We start from the raw sequence: 17,675 nt of genomic DNA on the forward strand, positions 1-17,675 counted from the left end.
TGAGCCGGTGCGTGAGATATCATTCCGCTAAATGCAGAACCGACCCCAATGAGACGTGGCCAACAGTGTAGGTTTGCATTGTTTCAGTAACGGCCGGCACTGTCGGCCAGAGATTGAATTGTAGCAGCAGCCATTTTGTTGGATCGAATGCGGCTATGGCCGCGAGCGCGCCGGCCCTGATTGCTGAACGCGCGTCCGCGGTCGCCGTATCGCGTAGCTTGGCCAGATCAGAATGGGGCGCTATGGACCGAGCCTCCCGTGTGGCATATCGCGAAGCTGTAAGATCAGGTACGTGGTCGGCGTGCCAGACCAGCCATGTCTGCACCGATGGCCAGCCGAAGTCCCGTGTCAGAACCGCAAAACCTGGACCGGACAGGAAGCTGTCTATCCCTTCTGGCTCGTCCCAGAGATAGAACGGCGCGTAGAGATTTTCAGCACTGGTGAAGCCGGCATCCTGCTTTCTCGCCGAAAGATAGGCCTTGAAACGCAGGCGTGGAAAGCCATCGAGCAGCGGCCCCTTCTCCCTTATGCGCCGGTCTATGATCGCCATGTCGTAGCCGGCAGGCAGCGTGAAGCTGTATTGCATGGCGATCATGACGTGCTCTCCTCTTTTTTGACAGGTTCCATCCAGTGGACGGCAGTTCCACTCCTGACCGGCTGGACGCTGAGATAGCTGAAGGGACAGGACGGCGCGGCGCCATGCCAATGGGCTTCGCCGGGCGCAAACCACACCGCATCTCCGGCACGGACTTCACGCGGATCGTCACCCTTGCGTTGGATGAGACCGATGCCATCCAGCACGAAGAGAAGCTGGCCGCGCGGATGACTGTGCCAATGGGTCACGACCCCCGGCGGCACAAAAGCGCGCATTGCCGTCATCTCGCCATCGATCCGGCTCGATAACAGCATCTGGACGAGGAAGGATCCGCTGGAGATACCCTCAGGTGCAGCAACTATTCCGTCACCGGCTCGACGCACGCTCATGGTGGATGGACAGGCCGGTTGCATCTCGAAAAAATCGGTCATCGGCCACTCCCATCCGCTGGTGTGCCTGCTGAAACGCCTGATGCAAAGGACCAGTCATCAAACGTCGAGTTGACGATGGCGACCATCACATCCTCCGGCCTCACACCGGGCGACACCGCCAGGTTTTCGACGAGCCTCGCATAGAAGCGCGCCTTGGTTTCCGGCGATCGCGTCTTGCCGGTGGTGATATGAAAGAAAATGAAATCATCCGACCGAGGGCCGCCGCGATATGTTCGGTCGAAGATCAGTTCGCCCGGTTGGTGCTGGTGGATTGCAGCGAAGCGGTCGTTTTCCGGAACGTCAAAGCAGTCGACAAGCGCGCGGTCGAGACTGTCGGAAACCGCCTTGAGATAGTCGGTGGATTTGCCCGCAAGCAAAGATATTCGGGTGAAAGGCATGGATGCGCTCCGTTCAAGAGGATTGACAGCCACACTATGAAACGACATCATCATCCTGAAAATCAAATTATTCAGGACATTACGTCCTGATTTTAGGGACATTTAATTTGCGCCTTACCCATTTGGATCTGGACGCGCTCCGCAGTTTCGTGATTGGCATCGAGAGCGGGTCGTTCGCGCAGGCCGCAGACAGACTGGGGCGTTCGACCTCTGCGGTCAGCGCACAACTCAAGAAGCTGGAGGACCAGACCGAAACCGCTCTGGTGCGCAAATCCGGCCGGGGGCTGGCGCTGACCGAGAGCGGCGAAGTGCTGCTGTCCTATGCCCGCCGCATATTGAGCCTGAATGACGAGGCGATCAGCGCCGTTCGCGGGCCGGAACTCGCAGGCTGGATCCGCCTCGGGATTCAGGAGGATTTCGGAGAAACCGTGTTGCCGCAGGTGCTGGGCCGTTTCGCACGGGCCCATCCGCGGGTTCGGATCGAAGGGCGCATCGCTCGCAATAGCGAATTGCGGGAGAAGGTCGAGTCCGGCCATCTTGACCTCGCCTTGGCTTGGAATGACGACACGGCTTCGCCGGCTGAAACGGTTGCATCCATGCCACTGTGCTGGCTGGGCGCGGCGGAAACAGAAACTGTCTGGCAGACCGGCGGGAAAGAGCCGCTGCCACTTGCAGTCTTGGAAGCGCCGTGCCTTTTACGTAGCATTGCCTGCAACCACCTTGATCAACAGCGTATCGCCTGGCGCATTGCATTCGTCAGCCCTAGCCTCGGCGGGTTGTGGGCTGCGACAGCCGCAGGCCTTGGCATCGCACTTCGCACACCGTTCGGCCGGCCGCCTTCCGTACGGGTTCTCGATCCACTCACCAATGGTTTGCCACAACTCCCGTCGCTGGGGCTCAGCCTTCTTCGCTCCGGAAAAGACGAAAATCCAATCAGCGCCCATCTCGCCACGATCATCCGCCAAGCCTTGCAGGAAACGCTGCCGGAAGCATGGATAGTGCGACCGTAATCGCTGAAATAGCATGAGCTTCCGCCAAGATTACAGGCACGGCGAAGCTGCAGGGGATTCTTGGCTCGGTTTAAAGGCTTGCGCTCGATTCACAAAAATTCCGCATAATATCTTTCATTATCACAATAAACATGATTATCTGCGGAAATGGATTCAACAGACCGCAAAATCATCAGTCTTCTTGCAGAAGACGCCCGCCGCTCTCTGGCCGATATCGGAAATGTCGTGGAGCTTTCCGCTTCGGCCGTGAACGAGCGCATCCGACGCCTGACGGCCAGCGGGGCGATCCGTCGCATCACCGTTGATGCCGATCCATCCGCATTCGATTTGCCCGTGATCGCCTTCGTGTGGATCGCGTTGGCGCCGGATGCGGACGAGGCCGCGTTTCGTGTCTATGCGGCGTCGCAGTCCGCTATTGCGGAATGTCACCATGTGACCGGGCAGTGGTCCTACCTCGTCAAAGTTCACGTCGGGTCGCTGGCGGAGATCGAAACCTTTCTGGCGACAATGAAACAGAACGGGTTCCTTGCCCGTACCGAAACGATCATCGCCCTGTCTTCTGTCGTGCCGGGACCATTTATGCCGAAGGAAAGCGTGGACTGATGGAACTGATGCTCGTTTTGAAAAGCATTGTGCTGGGCCTTGCGGTCGCAGCCCCGCTCGGCCCCATCGGCGCCCTCTGCATCAACCGGACCCTTGAGCGCGGATTCTGGGCGGGAGTGGCAGGTGGCCTTGGGACTGCTCTGGCGGATGCCGTGTATGCCAGCCTCGCAGCGCTGGGCTTTTCCGCTTTCGCGGCGACCCTTGCGACAATCGATACGCCGCTCAAAATCGTCGGCGGCCTTTTCATGCTGTGGCTCGGCTGGAAAAGCCTGAGGCCCAAACCTCTGGCAGAAGCGGCCAAGGTTGGAGCGCGCGATCTGCTCGGCACCATCACCGCGACCTTTTTCCTGACGATCACCAACCCCATGACGATTCTGTCCTTTGCAGCAATTTTCGCGGGTCTCGGCCTTGCTGACGCATCGGGAGCGACGAGCGCGTTTTTTGTGGTCGCGGGCGTTTTTCTAGGGTCTTTATTGTGGTGGTTCATGTTGAGCGGCGGCGTTGCATTTGCCCGGCAGCGCCTTCCCACCACCTTTGCCCGCTGGGTTTCCCGCCTGTCCGGAGTGATCCTTGTCTTATTCGGGATTTTTTCCCTAGGTTCACTTGCCTGGGGCATGATGGCTCATTGAAATGCAACGGTTTTTTCTGCGGCTCCAACTTCTGGGAAAATCGGCGCTCCCTCCACGGCCGCATCGAGATCGGCGTCGTCGACGATGAAGGGCGCATTGCCGCAAAGTTCCAGTCCCAGTTTCTTGATGGTCGGCGCGCATTGCCGGTAGAGATGTCCTCCCGTGCTCGCCGAAGAGCATGGGATCATTAAGATGCATATTTCCGACCCTCAACAGAAAACCTGCGCCGACGCGGGATCGAAGGCCAGATGCACGAGATCACCACGGTTGAGGCCCGAAATCGCCTCATGGCCAAATGGCAGGCGCACGGCAAAGGGCTCTCCCGAACCTGTATGGGCGACGACATGGACGTTGTTGCCAAGGAAGGTGATATCGCTGACGGTGGCCTGAAAACCGGCGTAAGAGCCGGGCCTGTTGCGGCTGAGCTGTAAACGCTCCGGACGCAGCATCAGCGCCGCCTTTTTTCCCGGTGCAGCTTCGCCATGAACCGGAATATGGTCAAAGACGATATTCTGCCCGAGCGAAACCGTCGCCTTGCCGCCCGAGGCGGCGAGGAGATCGCAGGCGATGAAGTCGCTGTCACCGATGAATTCGGCCACGAAGCGGGTGGTGGGGTGAGCGTAAAGCTCCGGCCCCGTACCGATCTGGTCAATCACGCCTTTTGAAAACACCGCGATCCGGTCGGAAAGACGCAAGGCCTCTTCCTGATCATGGGTGACGTAAAGGATCGTTACTTCCGTCTGCTGGTGGATGCGACGGATTTCGAACTGGATTTCTTCCCTGAGCTTCTTGTCGAGCGCCGAGAGCGGCTCGTCCATCAGAAGAACCGGCGGATCATAAGCGAGCGCCCTTGCCAAGGCCACGCGCTGCTGCTGGCCGCCCGACATCTGCGCAGGCTTTCTGTCCTCGAAACCTTCGAGACGAACGAGCCTCAGCATCTCCTTCACCTTCGCATTGATTTCCGCCTTGCTCTTTCGGCGCACTTTCAGCGGAAAGGCGATATTCTCGCCAACAGACAGATGCGGAAACAGCGTGTAACGCTGGAAGACCATGCCGATATTGCGCTTGTGCGACGGCGTGGAGAGCAGACTTTCGCCGTTCAGCAGGATGTCGCCCGCCGTCGGCTGTTCGAAACCGGCCAGAATGTAGAGCGTCGTGCTCTTGCCCGAACCGGATGGTCCGAGAAACGTCATGAACTCGCCCGGCTGCACCTCGAGATTGACATCCTGAACGGCGACGACCGGTCCGTATTGCTTGGCGATGCCGCGAATTTGCAGGAGCGGTTTGGTCATGTTTTCAATCCTTTTCGGACAGCCGCGACAAGCAGCATGAGAATGATGGTCACCGCGATGAGAAGCGTCGATGCAGCGGCGATCACCGGCGTCAGATCCTGCCGCAGCGTCGCCCAGATTTTCACCGGCAGCGTCTGCAACGTTGGACTTGCCATGAAGATCGCCAGCACCACCTCATCCCAGGAAGTGAGGAAAGAAAAGATCGCGGCTGAGAACAGGCCATGGCTGATGGCCGGCAAGGTGATGCGGATTTTGGCCTGCAGCGGGCTCGCGCCGCATAGCACTGCAGCGTCTTCGATCGATTTATCGAAATCCTCGAGCGCGCTGGTCAACGCCAGAATGGAGAAAGGCAGCGCCACGACAAGATGGGCAATGACAAAGCCCGTAGTGGTGCCCGCAAGGCCGAGCTTCAGGAAAAAAGCATAAAGCGCCACCGCCAGCACCACGACAGGCAGGATCATCGGCGTCATGAACAAAGCCCGCAGACCCTCGCGCCCAATGAAACGCCCCCGCACCAGGCCGAAGGAGGCCACGAGGCCGATCAACACCGACAGGACTGTGACCATCACGGCGATACGCAGGCTTGTCCAGGCAGCATCCAGCCACCTCGGATCGGCAAAGAAATCCGCATACCATTTCAGCGTCCAGCCGGGCGGCGGAAAGATCAGCCATTGCGACGAGCCGAAGGACAAAGCAGCGATGAAGACAATCGGCAGGATAAGGAATGCCGCTGTCAGCACGGTGATTAAAAGGAGCAGCCACTTCCATGCGCCAAGGCTGTTGTAGTTCAAAAGCATGTCAGCGCCCCCCTGCCCCGGCCGCGCCGAAGAATTTCAGCTGGATTGCGTAAAGCGTCAGCGTCACCACCAGAAGCACCAGCGCCGCTGCCCCGCCCATGCCCCAGTTGACGAGAGACTGCACGAATTGCGCGATAAGCTCGGCCAGCATCATGTTCGCCGTGCCGCCCAGCAGCGCCGGGGTGACGAAATAGCCAAGCGACATGACGAACACCATCAGCGCGCCGGAGATCATACCGGGAGCGGCAAGTGGAATGAGAACGCGGGTCAGCGCCTGAAAGCGGGTTGCCCCGCACAGCGCCGCCGCCTGGAGAATGGCCGGATCGATCTTGCGGATGACGCCATAGAGCGGAATGATGATGAATGGCAGCATGATATAGGTCATGCCGATCGTGACGCCGGTCAGGTTGTTGACCAGTGCAAGCGGCTTGTCGATGATGCCAAGGCCCATCAGCGTCTTGTTGACGACACCCGTCCGCTGCAACAGCACCATCCAGGCATAGGTGCGTGCCAGAAGGTTGGTCCACATGGACAGAAGCAAAATTGCGAAAACGACGGAGGCAAGCCGCGACGGCATGATGGCAAGCGCCCACGCGACAGGAAAACCGATGACCAGCGTTACGAGCGTGACCAGCGCCGAGACCGCGAATGTATTGAAGAAAATCTTCAGGTAGGTGGAGCTGCCCAGCAATGCGGCGTAATTGCCAAAGCCCAGAACAGGCTCGGTAACGCTGCGCGACAGCAGGATGATAACCGGCACGACGAAGAACAGGGCAAGCAGAACGAATGCCGGCAGGGTGGCGGCAAAATTGCCGGGCCGGAAGGGCATCCGCACCTTCGTCTTCGGGCTTTCTGTTTCATCGGTAAGCGAGACCATGCCCAAACCTCCCCGGAGGTGAAAATTTGCGCGGGCGCTTTTGGCTGCCCGCGCCGTTGCCTTACTTGGCCTGCCAGGCGTACCAGCGCTCACCGATCTCGTCACGATGTTGCGCCCAGTAGTTCATGTCGGCATTGACCTGGCTCGCTGTCTGCTGGTCAGGCAGGGTCTTTGCCGTTTCCGGATCCATCAGCTTTGCGGATTCGACATTGACCGGGGCATAACCCGTGGCAGACGCCATATCCGCCTGCGCCTGCGCGGAGGTCGCAAGAGCGATGAACTTCATCGCCGCGTCCTTGTTCTTCGTTCCCTTGGGAACGACGAGAGAATCCGCTGCCGTGATGTTCTGCTCCCAGGAGGTCTCCACCTTCACACCGCTCTTCTCAAGCGCTGTCATGCGGCCGTTCCAGACGCTGCCGAAGGGTGCCTCCGCAGAAGCGATCAACTGCTGCGATTGCGCACCGCCAGACCACCAGATGATATCGGATTTGATCGTGTCCAGCTTCTTGAAGGCGCGATCGAGATCGAGCGGGTATAGCTTGTCGGCGGCAACACCATCGGCCAGCAGGGCTGCTTCGATCACACCCGGCGCGGACCACTTGTAAAAGGTGCGCTTGCCGGGGAACTTTGCCGTATCGAAAAGGTCGGCCCAGCTCTTGGGGCAGGCGGCTACAGCATCAACATTGCAGCCGATGACGAAGGAATAATAGAAGCTTCCGACGGAGTAATCAGTGACGAAACGAGGGTCTAGCTTCGTTTTGTCGATGACGGCGAAATCAAGCTTCTCCAGCAGGCCCTTCGGCCCGGCCTGCGCGGCGTAGTCGCCCTCCACGTCGACCACATCCCATGTCACGCCGTTCGCCTCGACCATGGCTTTCAGCTTGCCATAGTCCGTCGGGCCATCCTGAAGCACGTTGATGCCGGTCGCCACCATGAATTTTTCGGCCCAGGCCGCCTTCTGCGCGTCCTGCGTGGTTCCTCCCCAGCTGGAAAAAACCAGATCATTCGCCTGTGCGGATGCGCCCAGGGCGAAAATTGCTGCGCATGTCATCAATACCAGTTTCGATCTCATGTTCCCTTACTCCGTTTTAGAGCTTGTTGTTGGCATGCACTTCGCGGCCGGCAGATTCACTTCAGCGGTGAAAAAGGCGCCGGCTTCATGATCTTGTTTTCGGCGACTTCAATGAGGTCGCGGATCTTAGGCAGGAAAGACAACCAGCGTGGATCGGCCAGGAGCCGCGCGCGCCGTTCTTCGCGGTCATCCAGGCTGGAAAAAGCCCAGATGTGGACAATTTCATTGATCGGCCCGATCTCGGAAAAGAAGTAACCCACCAGCTCGCCCAGATGGCTTTTCTGGATTTCGATGCCTTCCTCCTCGACAACCCGAAGGTAGGCCGGAATGGCGCCGTTCTTCAGCCGGTAGGTGCGGATCTCGTAAAACATCGCGTCACCGCATCACGAATGGATCGGGGATCGGGTCATCGGAGGTTCTAAGCCATATGGTCTTCGTGCGCGTGTAATCGAGCGCTGCCGCAAGCCCGCCTTCGCGACCATCACCGGAAAGACCGAAACCCCCGAAAGGCGCAATCGGTGAGACGGCGCGATAGGTGTTCACCCAAACCACACCGGCACGGATCGCCTTCATCAGCCGATGGGCGCGCGTCAGGTTCTGCGTGAAGACGCCCGAGGCGAGGCCATAGACCGTGTCATTGGCCAAAGCGATCGCTTCCGCCTCGGTTTCGAAGGAAACAACCGAAAGAACCGGGCCGAAGAACTCCCTTTCCATGGACGGCGAACGAATGCCGTCACAATCGAGAATGGTCGGAGGGTAGAAATAACCAGCGCAATCCACCGCCAGACCGCCCGTCACCACCTTCGCACCGGCTTTTTCGGAAGCAGAGACCAGAGAGACAATATGCTTGCGCTGCCGCTCGGTCGCGAGCGGCCCCACTTCCGTTGCCATGTCCAGCGGCGAGCCGATGCGGATCGCCTCAGCCTTCGCCTTCAAAATCCCGAGGAAGCGATCCTTCACGCTTCTCTCGACGATCAGCCGTGATCCGGCAACACAGCTCTGACCGGTTGCCGCGAAAATTCCCGCGACCTGCGCATTGGCGGCGCTTTCGAGATCGGCGTCGGCAAAGACGAGGATTGGCGATTTGCCGCCGAGTTCGAGCGACGTGGAGGCAAGATTTTCGGCCGAGTTGCGAACGATGTGACGCGCCGTTTCCGGCCCGCCGGTAAAGGCGATATGGGCCACCTTGGGGTGTGTGGTGAGTGCCGTGCCGCAGGACGCACCGAAACCAGTGACTATATTGACGACGCCGGCAGGAAAACCAGCCTCCTGCACCAGCCGGGCGAACTCCAGAAGCGGCGCCGGTCCGTCTTCCGAGGCCTTGATGACGATTGTGCAGCCGGCAGCGAGCGCCGGGCCGATTTTAACGGCTGCCAGAAAAAGCTGGCTGTTCCACGGGACGATCGCGGCCACCACACCCACGGGTTCGCGCCGCAGCCAGACATCCATGTCCGGCTTGTCGATCGGCAGGTAGGCGCCCTCGATCTTGTCAGCCAAGCCCGCATAATAGCGATAATAGTCCGCGACATAGGCAATCTGCGCCGAGGTCTCGCGGATGATCTTACCGGTGTCACGGGTTTCGAGCTCGGCAAGCGTCTTTGCATTTTCGGCAACCAGATCGGCAAGCCGATAGAGCAGCTTGCCGCGTTGCGTCGCCGTCAGTTTCGACCAGGCGGCATCGTCATAAAGCGCCCGATGCGCAGCCTCTACGGCGCGGCTAATATCCGCTTCGCGGCTTTCCGGCATTTCTGCCCAAGGTTCACCGGTTGCCGGGTCGAGGCTCGAAAAGCTCGCCTCACCATCCTCGAAGCGCCCGTCGATGTAACATTGGAAACGGCGCATCATCTTACTCCTTGAAAGCCGGCATGACATCGGAAAGGAAGCGTTCCAGCGAGGCCTTCTTGCGCTCGAAGCTCATGCCGGTATCGATCCAGAAGGAATATTCGTCGTAGCCCATGGCCTCGTAGGCCTTAAGCCGGGTAATAACTTCATCGGCATCGCCGACAACGTTGTTCTTGCGCATGACATCACCGGAAAGCATGGCGTTTGCGGCAATCTCCTCCGGCGCAATACGCTCGATCAGCCCCTGATGAACGGGCTTTTCGTTTTTGAACCATGCAAAGAAGTAGTTGTAATAGACGCTCATCTCATGGGCCGCCTGGGCAATATCGGCTTCATCGGAACCGACATAGGTGTGGCGCAGCAGCATGATTTTCGGCCGCTGTTTATCCGGATTTTTCGCACAGGCATCGTTGAAGCGGCCCATCAGGGTTTCCACCTCGTCATCGCCTTGCCAGAGCGGCGTCACCTGAACATTGCAATCATTGGCGACAGCGAATTCATGCGAATTCGGATCACGCGCCGCCACCCAGATGGGCGGAAAAGGCTGCTGCAGCGGTTTGGGAGCCGATGTGGTGGCCGGGAACTTGAAGAATTCGCCGTCGTGGGTGTAGTCACCCGCCCAAACCCCTTTGACAGCCGGAATAAGCTCGCGCATCCGCTGGCCGGCGCCCCAGGCATCGAGGCCTGGAAGCAGCCGCTCATATTCGAACGAATAGGCGCCACGCGCGATGCCGATATCAAGACGGCCGTCACAGATCAGATCCGCCATCGCCGCTTCTCCGGCAAGCTTGATCGGGTGCCAGAAAGGCGCGATCACCGTTCCCGTACCCAGGCGTGCCGTCTTCGTACGCCGCGCCAGATCGGCGATCGTTACAAAGGGGTTGGGCGCTATGGTGAAATCCATGCCGTGATGTTCGCCGGTCCAGATGGCATGCATGCCACCACGATCGGCGATTTCGCAAAGCGTTACGAACTCCTCGTAGAGTGTCTTGTGGTCCTGGGAGGCGTCCAGCCGCTCCATGTGAACGAAGAGGGAGAATTTCATGGGTTTGGCCCCTTCATGGAGATGGGATGAACCTTGCCGGCAGTCTCGTTACCGACATAGACGCCGAAGTTGCCGATCGAGCTTTCCAGCACGAAACGATTGACGATATCCGCCGTAGCGCCGGAGTCGAATTTTGCCGAAGCCAGCGCGCCGGGCAACAGAAATCGGCCCTCGCGCGGCGCTTGATCGCCATCGGCAAGCGCGTGATAGACGACGTGTTGGCGCCCATCCGTCTTGTTCTCATAAACCGAGTAGAGAAATCCCGTTTTGACGGAGAGACCCGTCAGGTCTTCGAGACGTGATGTCAGCGCCGCGACCGGATCGCCGCTTGCCACGACACAACCGGGAAGCGACAGCACGTCGTCGCCAACGAGGTAAATCTCGCCGCGCCGTTCCAGAACGGCGCCCACGACGATATCGCCCTCTGCCGCTGCCGATACCGCCTTTGCAGCCAGCATCGGCGTGAAATAGCCGCCGCGCGCATAACCGAGACCGTTCAGGCCGCTATTGTCGAAAGCCTCGATACGGCCGAGCAGAATGACATGATCGCCGGCCTCGATAACCTCCTGCATCGAACATTCGAACCAGGCCGCGACGTCTGCAAAGACCGGGGAGCCCTTCGGCGCATCCAACCAGCTGGCGGTGGCGAAACGGTCTTCGACCGGCCGGGCGAAGGTGTTGGAGAGGTCCTTCTGGCTTTCCGACAGAATATTGACCGCGAAGTTTTTGGTGCCCGTCATCGTCGCGAAATTGCGCGAGCTACGGGCAAGGCAGATCAGCAGCAACGGCGGATCGAGCGAAACCGAGGTGAAGGAGTTGGCGGTAAAACCGATGGGCTTTCCTGCATCGTCCCGGGTGGTCACGATTGTTACTCCCGTAACGAAAGCGCCGAATGCATCGCGCAAAGCGCGCGGATCAAGGGTTGCAACAGTCATTGCGGCTCCTCCTCTAAAGCCAGCCATTCGGCCATCATTGCATTGACAGTTTCAGGCGCGGTCAGGTTGACCATATGCCGGTGCGCCTCAACGACGCGGGCGTAACCGCGCGGTGTGATCGCCGCCATCTGCTCGGCCATCAACGGCGTCGAATTGGGGTCGTCCGAACCCGTCAGGAAAAGAGCCGGGCAGATGACCGAGGGCCACCGATCCGCATAGGTCTCGTCGCCGCCCGCAAATGCGGTATAGGCAACCGCGTAACCTTCGGGATCGACCATTTCCAGCCAGCCCCGCGTCAACTCCCGCGCCTGCTGGCTCTTTGGATCGTCGCCGAACCAGCGTAACAAAGGGCCTTCCTTGTCCACGCCAGTGGTCCGGATGGCAGCCGCGCGTGCAAGAACCGCAGCCTTCGCGGCCGGATCACGGCGGTAGACGCCGTTCAGATAACCAACGCGCGCAATTCGATCTCCAAAGGTTGCAGCGGCACCGCCGGAAATCAGCGCACCCATGGAGTGCCCGGCCACATTGGCACGCGCGATCCGCATATCGTCAAGAAACCGGCCGAACCAGCCGACAAAATCCTTGAGCGAGCTGCCCGCTGGCAGGCGTTCACTGCCGCCATGCCCCGGCATATCTACCGCGATGACACGGTGCGTCTTTGAAAAGATTTCGATCTGCGGCTTCCAGGCTTCCAGCCGCATTCCCACGCCGTGGATGAGGATCAGGTCTTCACCGGCGCCTGCCTCGAAATAGGCCGCCCCGCCCTCGGTCACCTTGCGAGGGAGCACAGCAGCACCTGCCTTTGCAGCATTGACCCGTGACGTGGTGGCGGCCTCCTGCATTTGCATCACCCTCAAACGCCCGCCGGGTTGGCAACATCCTGACCGAGATCCTTCAGATCCTGATACCGGTCGCCGATGCGGTGATGAGGCCTGCCGCCGACTGAAGCACCGAGCGCCACGACGATCTCGTCGGCAGCCGGAGCATCGGGAACGGAGGTCTGGATAGTCAGGTAGTGCGAACGGCGGCCTTCATCGTTCTTGTCCATTAAGGGGATCATGATCGGCGCATTGCCGGGACCACGCGTATTGCAGAAGGCGAGATAGGACTTGGCACCCACAGCCTGACGATAGTGATTGCCGAAACGCAACGTGTGAATGAGCGCGGAGGCATGTTCGATCTCACCATCCAGCCCGACGACGGCCGCCTTGCCATAGGCCTCCACCGCTTCGCCGGAACCCACGGCATCAAGGATCATCTTCGTCAGGAGTTCGCCCAGCACCGGCGCACCGGCGTGGATTTCCGGTTTGAGATCATCCACGAAGCCTTTTCCAGCCCAGGGATTTTTCACGACCGCGATGGCGGTGAACAGCTTCAAAGGTGTCGCTGCGGCCTTGCCTCCTTCAATCAACGTTGTTTCGACCTGCAACAGGGTCTTACGGATCTGGATGGGCATAGGCGTTCTCTCCGATAAATATGATGTCTTATGGTATGCCATAATATGCAGGTGTCAAGTGGCGGAAGTCTGCGGCTTGAAGTTGTGAAAAATAACAATTCTTACAGGAGGTTATGGCTCAAGGCCCTTCCATGCGGCCGTCAAAGGCAAGTTCGTAAAGGCGCGTCATTTCCGCTGCCGTCGGAACCCGTGGGTTATTTGCCGGTGTGCCGGAGGCGAGGCCTTGCCGCACCATTTCCGGCAAAAGATCGAGATAGCGGGTTTTGTCGATACCGAATTCCTGCGGGGTCGGCACCTTCAACCGCCTGTTCAGGTCGATGAAAGCCTCCACCATCTTTGCGCCTGCAATCTGGTCACTGTCCGTCGAACTGGCGCAACCAAGTGCGCGGGCGGCGGCGGCATATTGCGGTAGAGCGGAATTCAACGAAAATTGTGTGACCAACGGCAGCACCATCGCATTCGACATGCCGTGCGGAACATGGAAAAAGGCACCGACCGGCCGGCTGAGGCCGTGGATCAACGCTGTGGATGTGTTGGAAACGGCAAGACCCGCATGCGTCGCCCCGAGCATCATCGCTTCGCGTGCTTCCCGGTTTTGCGGGTCGTTCGCGACTTTTTCGAGATTTGCCCCGATCAGTTTCAGCGCGGACAGCGCCAACGCCTCGGAATGGGCATTACCGTTGCGGTTGACCAGCGCTTCCAGCGCATGGGTCAGCGCATCTATGCCGGTATCGACCGTGACGCGGTAAGGGCAGGTCAGCGTCAGCTCGTAATCGATGATGGCCGCAACGGGCAAAGCGGCAGTGCCGAGGATGAGCATTTTTTCGCTGGCAGCCGTATCCGTCACGACGGCGGCGCGTGTTACTTCCGATCCGGTTCCTGCGGTTGTGGGTATGGCAATTACCGGCATGACGGCAAAATCCACGATCCTTGGAACTTTCAGCGCCCGCAGCTCTTCGCCACTGGTTGCAACGATGGCGCCTGCTTTCGCCGTATCCATGGCGCTACCGCCGCCGAGTGCGACGAGACCATCATGACCGCCCCCGGAAACGCGTTTCACCAGTGTGGCGATGGATATATCCGTTGGATCTTCTACGACATCCGCAAAAATGGCGGCATCGATACCCTCACCGCCAAGCGCCTGCAAAAGCGCATCCGCATGGCCGAGTTTCTGCATGACTGGATCGCAGACGAGTAGAGGGCGCTTCACCCCCAGAGATTTCAACAGTGACGGCAATCGGAAACGGCTGCCACCGCCGATGAGCATTTCGCGAGGCATCAGGACACGGTTTATCATTGCGGTTCTCCGCCACTATCATTCTGCGTTGTTCGGAACGGCCTAAGGCACACGATCTGAAGCGGGATTTCGCCATCCCGCTCCGGTCACCGTGGCGTCAATGCGCCAGGATTTTCGACAGGAACGAGCGTGCGCGATCCGTCTTCGGATTGGTGAAGAAGCTGTCACCCTCGCCGATCTCGACGATCTCGCCGCCATCCATGAAGACGATGCGGTCAGCCACCTTGCGGGCAAACCCCATTTCATGCGTCACCACCATCATCGTCATGCCTTCCTGCGCAAGCGAGACCATGACGTCGAGCACCTCGTTGATCATTTCCGGATCAAGCGCCGATGTAGGCTCGTCAAAAAGCATGGCGACCGGATCCATCGCCAGCGCGCGGGCGATTGCGACGCGCTGCTGCTGACCGCCGGAAAGTTGACCGGGATATTTCTTCGCATGCGCGGTAAGCCCCACCCGCTCCAGAAGGGCGTTGGCTTTGACCAGCGCCTCCGCAGGGGAGCGGCCGAGAACCTTCTCCTGCCCGATGCACAGATTTTCGAGGATCGTCATATGCGGGAAGAGTTCGAAATGCTGGAACACCATGCCCACTTTGGAGCGCAGCTTAGGCATATCGGTCTTGGGGTTGGTCACCTCAACCCCGTTGACGGTGATGATGCCGTTGCCGATCGTCTCCAGCGCATTGACGCATTTGATCAGCGTCGACTTGCCCGAACCGGACGGCCCGCAGATCACGACGACTTCGCCCTTGGCGACATTCAGGCTGCAATTGGTCAGAACCTGAAAGGTCGGACCGTACCATTTGTTGACGGATTGAAGTTCGATCATGCTGGTTGCTTGAGACATCGGACTTCTCCCTAGTGTACGTCAGCCGACATTGGGCCGTAGGCCTTGCCGAATCGTTTCTCGATACGGCGCTGGATGAGTTCCCAGGCGGTCGTCATGGCGAGGTAATAAAGGGCCGCAACCATGAAGAGCTCCAGAACGAGGAACTTTTCCTGGATAAGAACCTGCGTGCGGCGCAGCAGCTCCTCCATGGAAATGATGGAGGCGATCGACGTTGTCTTCAGCACGCCATTGACGGAATTGCCAAGCGGCGGAATGATGATGCGGAAGGCCTGCGGCGCAACTATGTAGCGCATCACCTGCGCCTCGGTCATGCCGATGGCGCGCGCCGCATTGATTTGGCCTTTGGGAACCGCGGCGATACCTGCCCGGACGATCTCCGACAGATAAGCGGCCTCGCAAAGCGACAGGCCGATCAGGGTGGACTGCAGAACCGTCAGCTTGATGCCGAGCTGCGGCAGGCCGGTATAGATGATGATGAGCTGCACCAGCAGCGGCGTGCCGCGAAATATCCAGGTGTAGAAATAGGCCGGTCCGGAGAGGAACCGGTATTTCGACATGCGCATCACCGCAATGACGAAGCCCAGCGCAAGACCCGCCGTCATGGCAAAAACCGTGAGGCCGAGCGTCACCATCGCCCCCTCGAAAAGATAATAATTCGTCAGGTATTCGAAGAAACCTTCCCAGTTCCAACCCTTCACGTCTTTCTCCAATTCATGCGGGAATGGTCGCGGCGAGAACTCTCCCGCCGCGCTGACAGTTCAGATGGAGGAGATTTCAGCCTTCCGGACCAAGAACGGCGAGGTCGCCGGGCGCGATGCTCACGCCATAACCACCCATCAGCTTTTCAAGCGAACCATCGGCCTTCATTTCCTTGAGAGCAGCAGAGACGGCACTGGCGACGTCCTTGCTTCCAAAGGAAAGCGAACCGGGCGTAGGGTACATGCCGGAAAGTGCATGCGTGAACTCGCCGCGATCCTGGTATTGCTTGGCGACAGGATCGATGGAGACCGCGGCCTGAACCTGACCTGCCCGCAGCGCCTGATAGACGGTCGCGTAATTGTCGAACAGGTTTATGGTCATCGGCGCAAGACCGCGTTTCTTGAAGTCCTCGTTCAATTCCTTGATCTTGCGCTCGGCATAGCCACCGATATCGGTGCTGACGGCCTTACCGGCCAGATCGTCCACCTTGGTGATGGGCTCGGATGCACCGACGGCCGTTGAAATGCTGATGGCGAGACTCTCATAGGGGATCATGAACAGGATCTTGCGCCGCTCCGCCGTCACGAACAGGCCGGCATTGATCATATCCCAGCGGCCGCCCTGCAGGCCCGGCACCATGGTGGCATATTCCGTGCTGATATATTCGGGCTTCAGGCAGAGGCGCTTGGCGATTTCATAACCCAACTCGATACGAAGGCCTTTGAGCACACCCTGTTGGTCGGCATAGGCCATGGGCGGCAATGTCGGGCTGGTCGCCATCACGAGATGGCCGGGCTTGATGAGGTGATCGTTGGATATTTTCGGCGTGCAGTCCTGTGCAACGGCCGCACCGGCAAGAAGACTGATGACAAAGCCCGCCAGAGAGGTTTTGGCGCGCACGGCTATGCATTTCCGGGAAATCGGATTCCAGTTCATATTAAGCTCCGCTCTTTATATTATTTATTATGGCATACCATCACACCAAACGGATTGCCCTGTCAATAAGCGGTCATTTGTTTTTCTAAATTATTGTAAAACAACCATAAAATCAAAAAACCGCAGAGCCTGCGGCCGCCAACTGGGCAACCGCAAGACAAGCAGAACGGAGCGCCAAAAACCGTCAGTCAGCCGTTTTTTGCGCGGTGAGAACGGCTTCGGCGATAGCGCATGCGCTGGTGACATGATCGAGAGCGGCTTTGTAAGCGGCGTCCCCGTCACCTTTCCGGATCGCATCGACGATCTTTTTCATCTGCGCCGGACCTTCGGTATCGCGGCTTTTCGTCTTAATCGTCATGGAGCGAAGATGGTTGATCCGCACCGTCAGCAAATTGACGACGCCCCAGGCGACATGCCGGTCGATCTTGCTGAACAGCGTATGATAAAAAGACGAGGTATGCGCGAGAACACCGGGCATATCCTTGGCAACGTAACTTTCGCGAATATGCTCGAGTGAAGCCTCAAGCGCCTCGACAATGGCGGGATCGCGACGCTCCGCACAAAGGCGCGCCGCCATTCCCTCCAGCGCACCGCGGATTTCGTAAATCTGCTTGGCCTCGGCGAGATCGAGCAGCGCAACCATCGGCCCCTTGTTCGGCAAATTCGCCACCAGCCCCTCGGACTCCAGATGCCGCAGGACTTCGCGCACGATGGTGCGGGAAACGCCCAGCTGGGCGCAGAGATCGCGCTCTACGAGGCGATCTCCCGGACGGAAGTAACCGTTCACGATGGCGTCGCGCACCTTGTCGAGCGCAAGCTCCCTCAGCGTCTTGGTCGGACGCTCAACGCGAATGGCAGTTCCCTGCAAAGCACCGGTCATGGTATCACCTCGTTTGGCACATCCCGCTTCC

The 17,675-nt window shown here is 59.0% G+C and carries 21 protein-coding genes and 1 pseudogene; 3 read left to right on the top strand and 19 right to left on the bottom strand.

Annotated features, from left to right (window positions below):
• Nucleotides 1-19: 19 nt before the first annotated feature.
• From G6L97_RS18180 to G6L97_RS18190, 3 genes are read right to left on the bottom strand one after another with little or no spacing between them, the layout of a single operon-like run.
• Nucleotides 20-595 carry a DUF4865 family protein gene (locus tag G6L97_RS18180; protein ID WP_035199704.1) on the bottom strand — a complete coding sequence of 192 codons (576 nt, stop codon included), beginning with the start codon at nt 593-595 and terminating at the stop codon, nt 20-22.
• The gene (locus tag G6L97_RS18185; RefSeq protein ID WP_080671296.1) at nt 592-1,026 is read right to left on the bottom strand and encodes a cupin domain-containing protein; all 435 of its coding nucleotides are present in this window, start codon (nt 1,024-1,026) and stop codon (nt 592-594) included. Before G6L97_RS18185 ends, G6L97_RS18180 begins: the two co-directional genes overlap by 4 nt.
• Nucleotides 1,023-1,424, bottom strand: a complete 402-nt coding sequence (locus G6L97_RS18190; RefSeq protein ID WP_019564945.1) for a tautomerase family protein — start codon at nt 1,422-1,424, stop codon at nt 1,023-1,025. The genes G6L97_RS18185 and G6L97_RS18190 overlap by 4 nt, the downstream gene beginning before the upstream one ends.
• Nucleotides 1,425-1,531: 107 nt before the next feature.
• Between G6L97_RS18190 and G6L97_RS18195 the strand changes: the two genes are divergently transcribed.
• The 3 genes from G6L97_RS18195 to G6L97_RS18205 all read left to right on the top strand — a co-directional run bounded on the left by G6L97_RS18195 (nt 1,532) and on the right by G6L97_RS18205 (nt 3,666).
• Complete coding sequence (locus G6L97_RS18195) at nt 1,532-2,434, top strand: LysR substrate-binding domain-containing protein (RefSeq protein ID WP_013761885.1); 903 nt, start codon at nt 1,532-1,534, stop codon at nt 2,432-2,434.
• A gap of 147 nt (nt 2,435-2,581) precedes the next feature.
• Nucleotides 2,582-3,037 (top strand): Lrp/AsnC family transcriptional regulator, encoded by a 456-nt coding sequence (locus tag G6L97_RS18200; RefSeq protein WP_013761886.1) that lies wholly within the window; start codon nt 2,582-2,584, stop codon nt 3,035-3,037.
• Nucleotides 3,037-3,666, top strand: coding sequence for a LysE family translocator (locus G6L97_RS18205; RefSeq protein WP_035199708.1), 630 nt, complete (start codon nt 3,037-3,039; stop codon nt 3,664-3,666). The genes G6L97_RS18200 and G6L97_RS18205 overlap by 1 nt, the downstream gene beginning before the upstream one ends.
• Before the next feature lie 38 nt (nt 3,667-3,704).
• Here G6L97_RS18205 and G6L97_RS18210 read toward each other — a convergent pair.
• From G6L97_RS18210 to G6L97_RS18285, 16 genes and pseudogenes are all read right to left on the bottom strand, one after another.
• Nucleotides 3,705-3,839, bottom strand: a pseudogene (locus tag G6L97_RS18210) (aldehyde dehydrogenase family protein); the annotation flags it as partial.
• A 36-nt stretch (nt 3,840-3,875) separates the two neighbouring features.
• The gene (locus G6L97_RS18215; protein ID WP_035199710.1) at nt 3,876-4,958 is read right to left on the bottom strand and encodes an ABC transporter ATP-binding protein; all 1,083 of its coding nucleotides are present in this window, start codon (nt 4,956-4,958) and stop codon (nt 3,876-3,878) included.
• Nucleotides 4,955-5,755 (bottom strand): ABC transporter permease, encoded by an 801-nt coding sequence (locus G6L97_RS18220; protein WP_035199713.1) that lies wholly within the window; start codon nt 5,753-5,755, stop codon nt 4,955-4,957. The genes G6L97_RS18215 and G6L97_RS18220 overlap by 4 nt, the downstream gene beginning before the upstream one ends.
• Before the next feature lies 1 nt (nt 5,756).
• The gene (locus G6L97_RS18225; protein WP_370647636.1) at nt 5,757-6,584 is read right to left on the bottom strand and encodes an ABC transporter permease; all 828 of its coding nucleotides are present in this window, start codon (nt 6,582-6,584) and stop codon (nt 5,757-5,759) included.
• A 109-nt stretch (nt 6,585-6,693) separates the two neighbouring features.
• Entirely contained in the window at nt 6,694-7,704 is a 1,011-nt protein-coding gene (locus G6L97_RS18230) for an ABC transporter substrate-binding protein (protein WP_026330721.1), read from the bottom strand.
• 56 nt (nt 7,705-7,760) lie between these two features.
• Entirely contained in the window at nt 7,761-8,075 is a 315-nt protein-coding gene (locus tag G6L97_RS18235; protein WP_019564951.1) for an NIPSNAP family protein, read from the bottom strand.
• A gap of 4 nt (nt 8,076-8,079) precedes the next feature.
• The gene (locus G6L97_RS18240) at nt 8,080-9,546 is read right to left on the bottom strand and encodes an aldehyde dehydrogenase (RefSeq protein ID WP_065704548.1); all 1,467 of its coding nucleotides are present in this window, start codon (nt 9,544-9,546) and stop codon (nt 8,080-8,082) included.
• A gap of 4 nt (nt 9,547-9,550) precedes the next feature.
• Complete coding sequence (locus tag G6L97_RS18245) at nt 9,551-10,591, bottom strand: LLM class flavin-dependent oxidoreductase (RefSeq protein WP_035199716.1); 1,041 nt, start codon at nt 10,589-10,591, stop codon at nt 9,551-9,553.
• Nucleotides 10,588-11,526 (bottom strand): flavin reductase family protein, encoded by a 939-nt coding sequence (locus G6L97_RS18250; protein ID WP_035199719.1) that lies wholly within the window; start codon nt 11,524-11,526, stop codon nt 10,588-10,590. The genes G6L97_RS18245 and G6L97_RS18250 overlap by 4 nt, the downstream gene beginning before the upstream one ends.
• The gene (locus tag G6L97_RS18255) at nt 11,523-12,368 is read right to left on the bottom strand and encodes an alpha/beta fold hydrolase (protein ID WP_035199722.1); all 846 of its coding nucleotides are present in this window, start codon (nt 12,366-12,368) and stop codon (nt 11,523-11,525) included. The genes G6L97_RS18250 and G6L97_RS18255 overlap by 4 nt, the downstream gene beginning before the upstream one ends.
• Nucleotides 12,369-12,379: 11 nt before the next feature.
• Complete coding sequence (locus G6L97_RS18260; RefSeq protein WP_003511499.1) at nt 12,380-12,982, bottom strand: amino acid synthesis family protein; 603 nt, start codon at nt 12,980-12,982, stop codon at nt 12,380-12,382.
• A gap of 118 nt (nt 12,983-13,100) precedes the next feature.
• Complete coding sequence (locus G6L97_RS18265; RefSeq protein WP_038494319.1) at nt 13,101-14,279, bottom strand: iron-containing alcohol dehydrogenase; 1,179 nt, start codon at nt 14,277-14,279, stop codon at nt 13,101-13,103.
• 97 nt (nt 14,280-14,376) lie between these two features.
• The gene (locus G6L97_RS18270; RefSeq protein ID WP_025595347.1) at nt 14,377-15,108 is read right to left on the bottom strand and encodes an amino acid ABC transporter ATP-binding protein; all 732 of its coding nucleotides are present in this window, start codon (nt 15,106-15,108) and stop codon (nt 14,377-14,379) included.
• Nucleotides 15,109-15,137: 29 nt separating this feature from the next.
• A complete protein-coding gene (locus tag G6L97_RS18275; RefSeq protein WP_003511502.1) occupies nt 15,138-15,827 on the bottom strand; it encodes an amino acid ABC transporter permease in 690 nt (229 codons plus the stop codon).
• A gap of 76 nt (nt 15,828-15,903) precedes the next feature.
• Nucleotides 15,904-16,764 (bottom strand): transporter substrate-binding domain-containing protein, encoded by an 861-nt coding sequence (locus G6L97_RS18280; RefSeq protein WP_013761897.1) that lies wholly within the window; start codon nt 16,762-16,764, stop codon nt 15,904-15,906.
• Between the two features lie 184 nt (nt 16,765-16,948).
• Complete coding sequence (locus G6L97_RS18285; protein ID WP_003511504.1) at nt 16,949-17,644, bottom strand: GntR family transcriptional regulator; 696 nt, start codon at nt 17,642-17,644, stop codon at nt 16,949-16,951.
• Nucleotides 17,645-17,675: the final 31 nt, after the last annotated feature.

Source organism: Agrobacterium tumefaciens, assembly GCF_013318015.2.
Classification (GTDB): domain Bacteria; phylum Pseudomonadota; class Alphaproteobacteria; order Rhizobiales; family Rhizobiaceae; genus Agrobacterium; species Agrobacterium tumefaciens.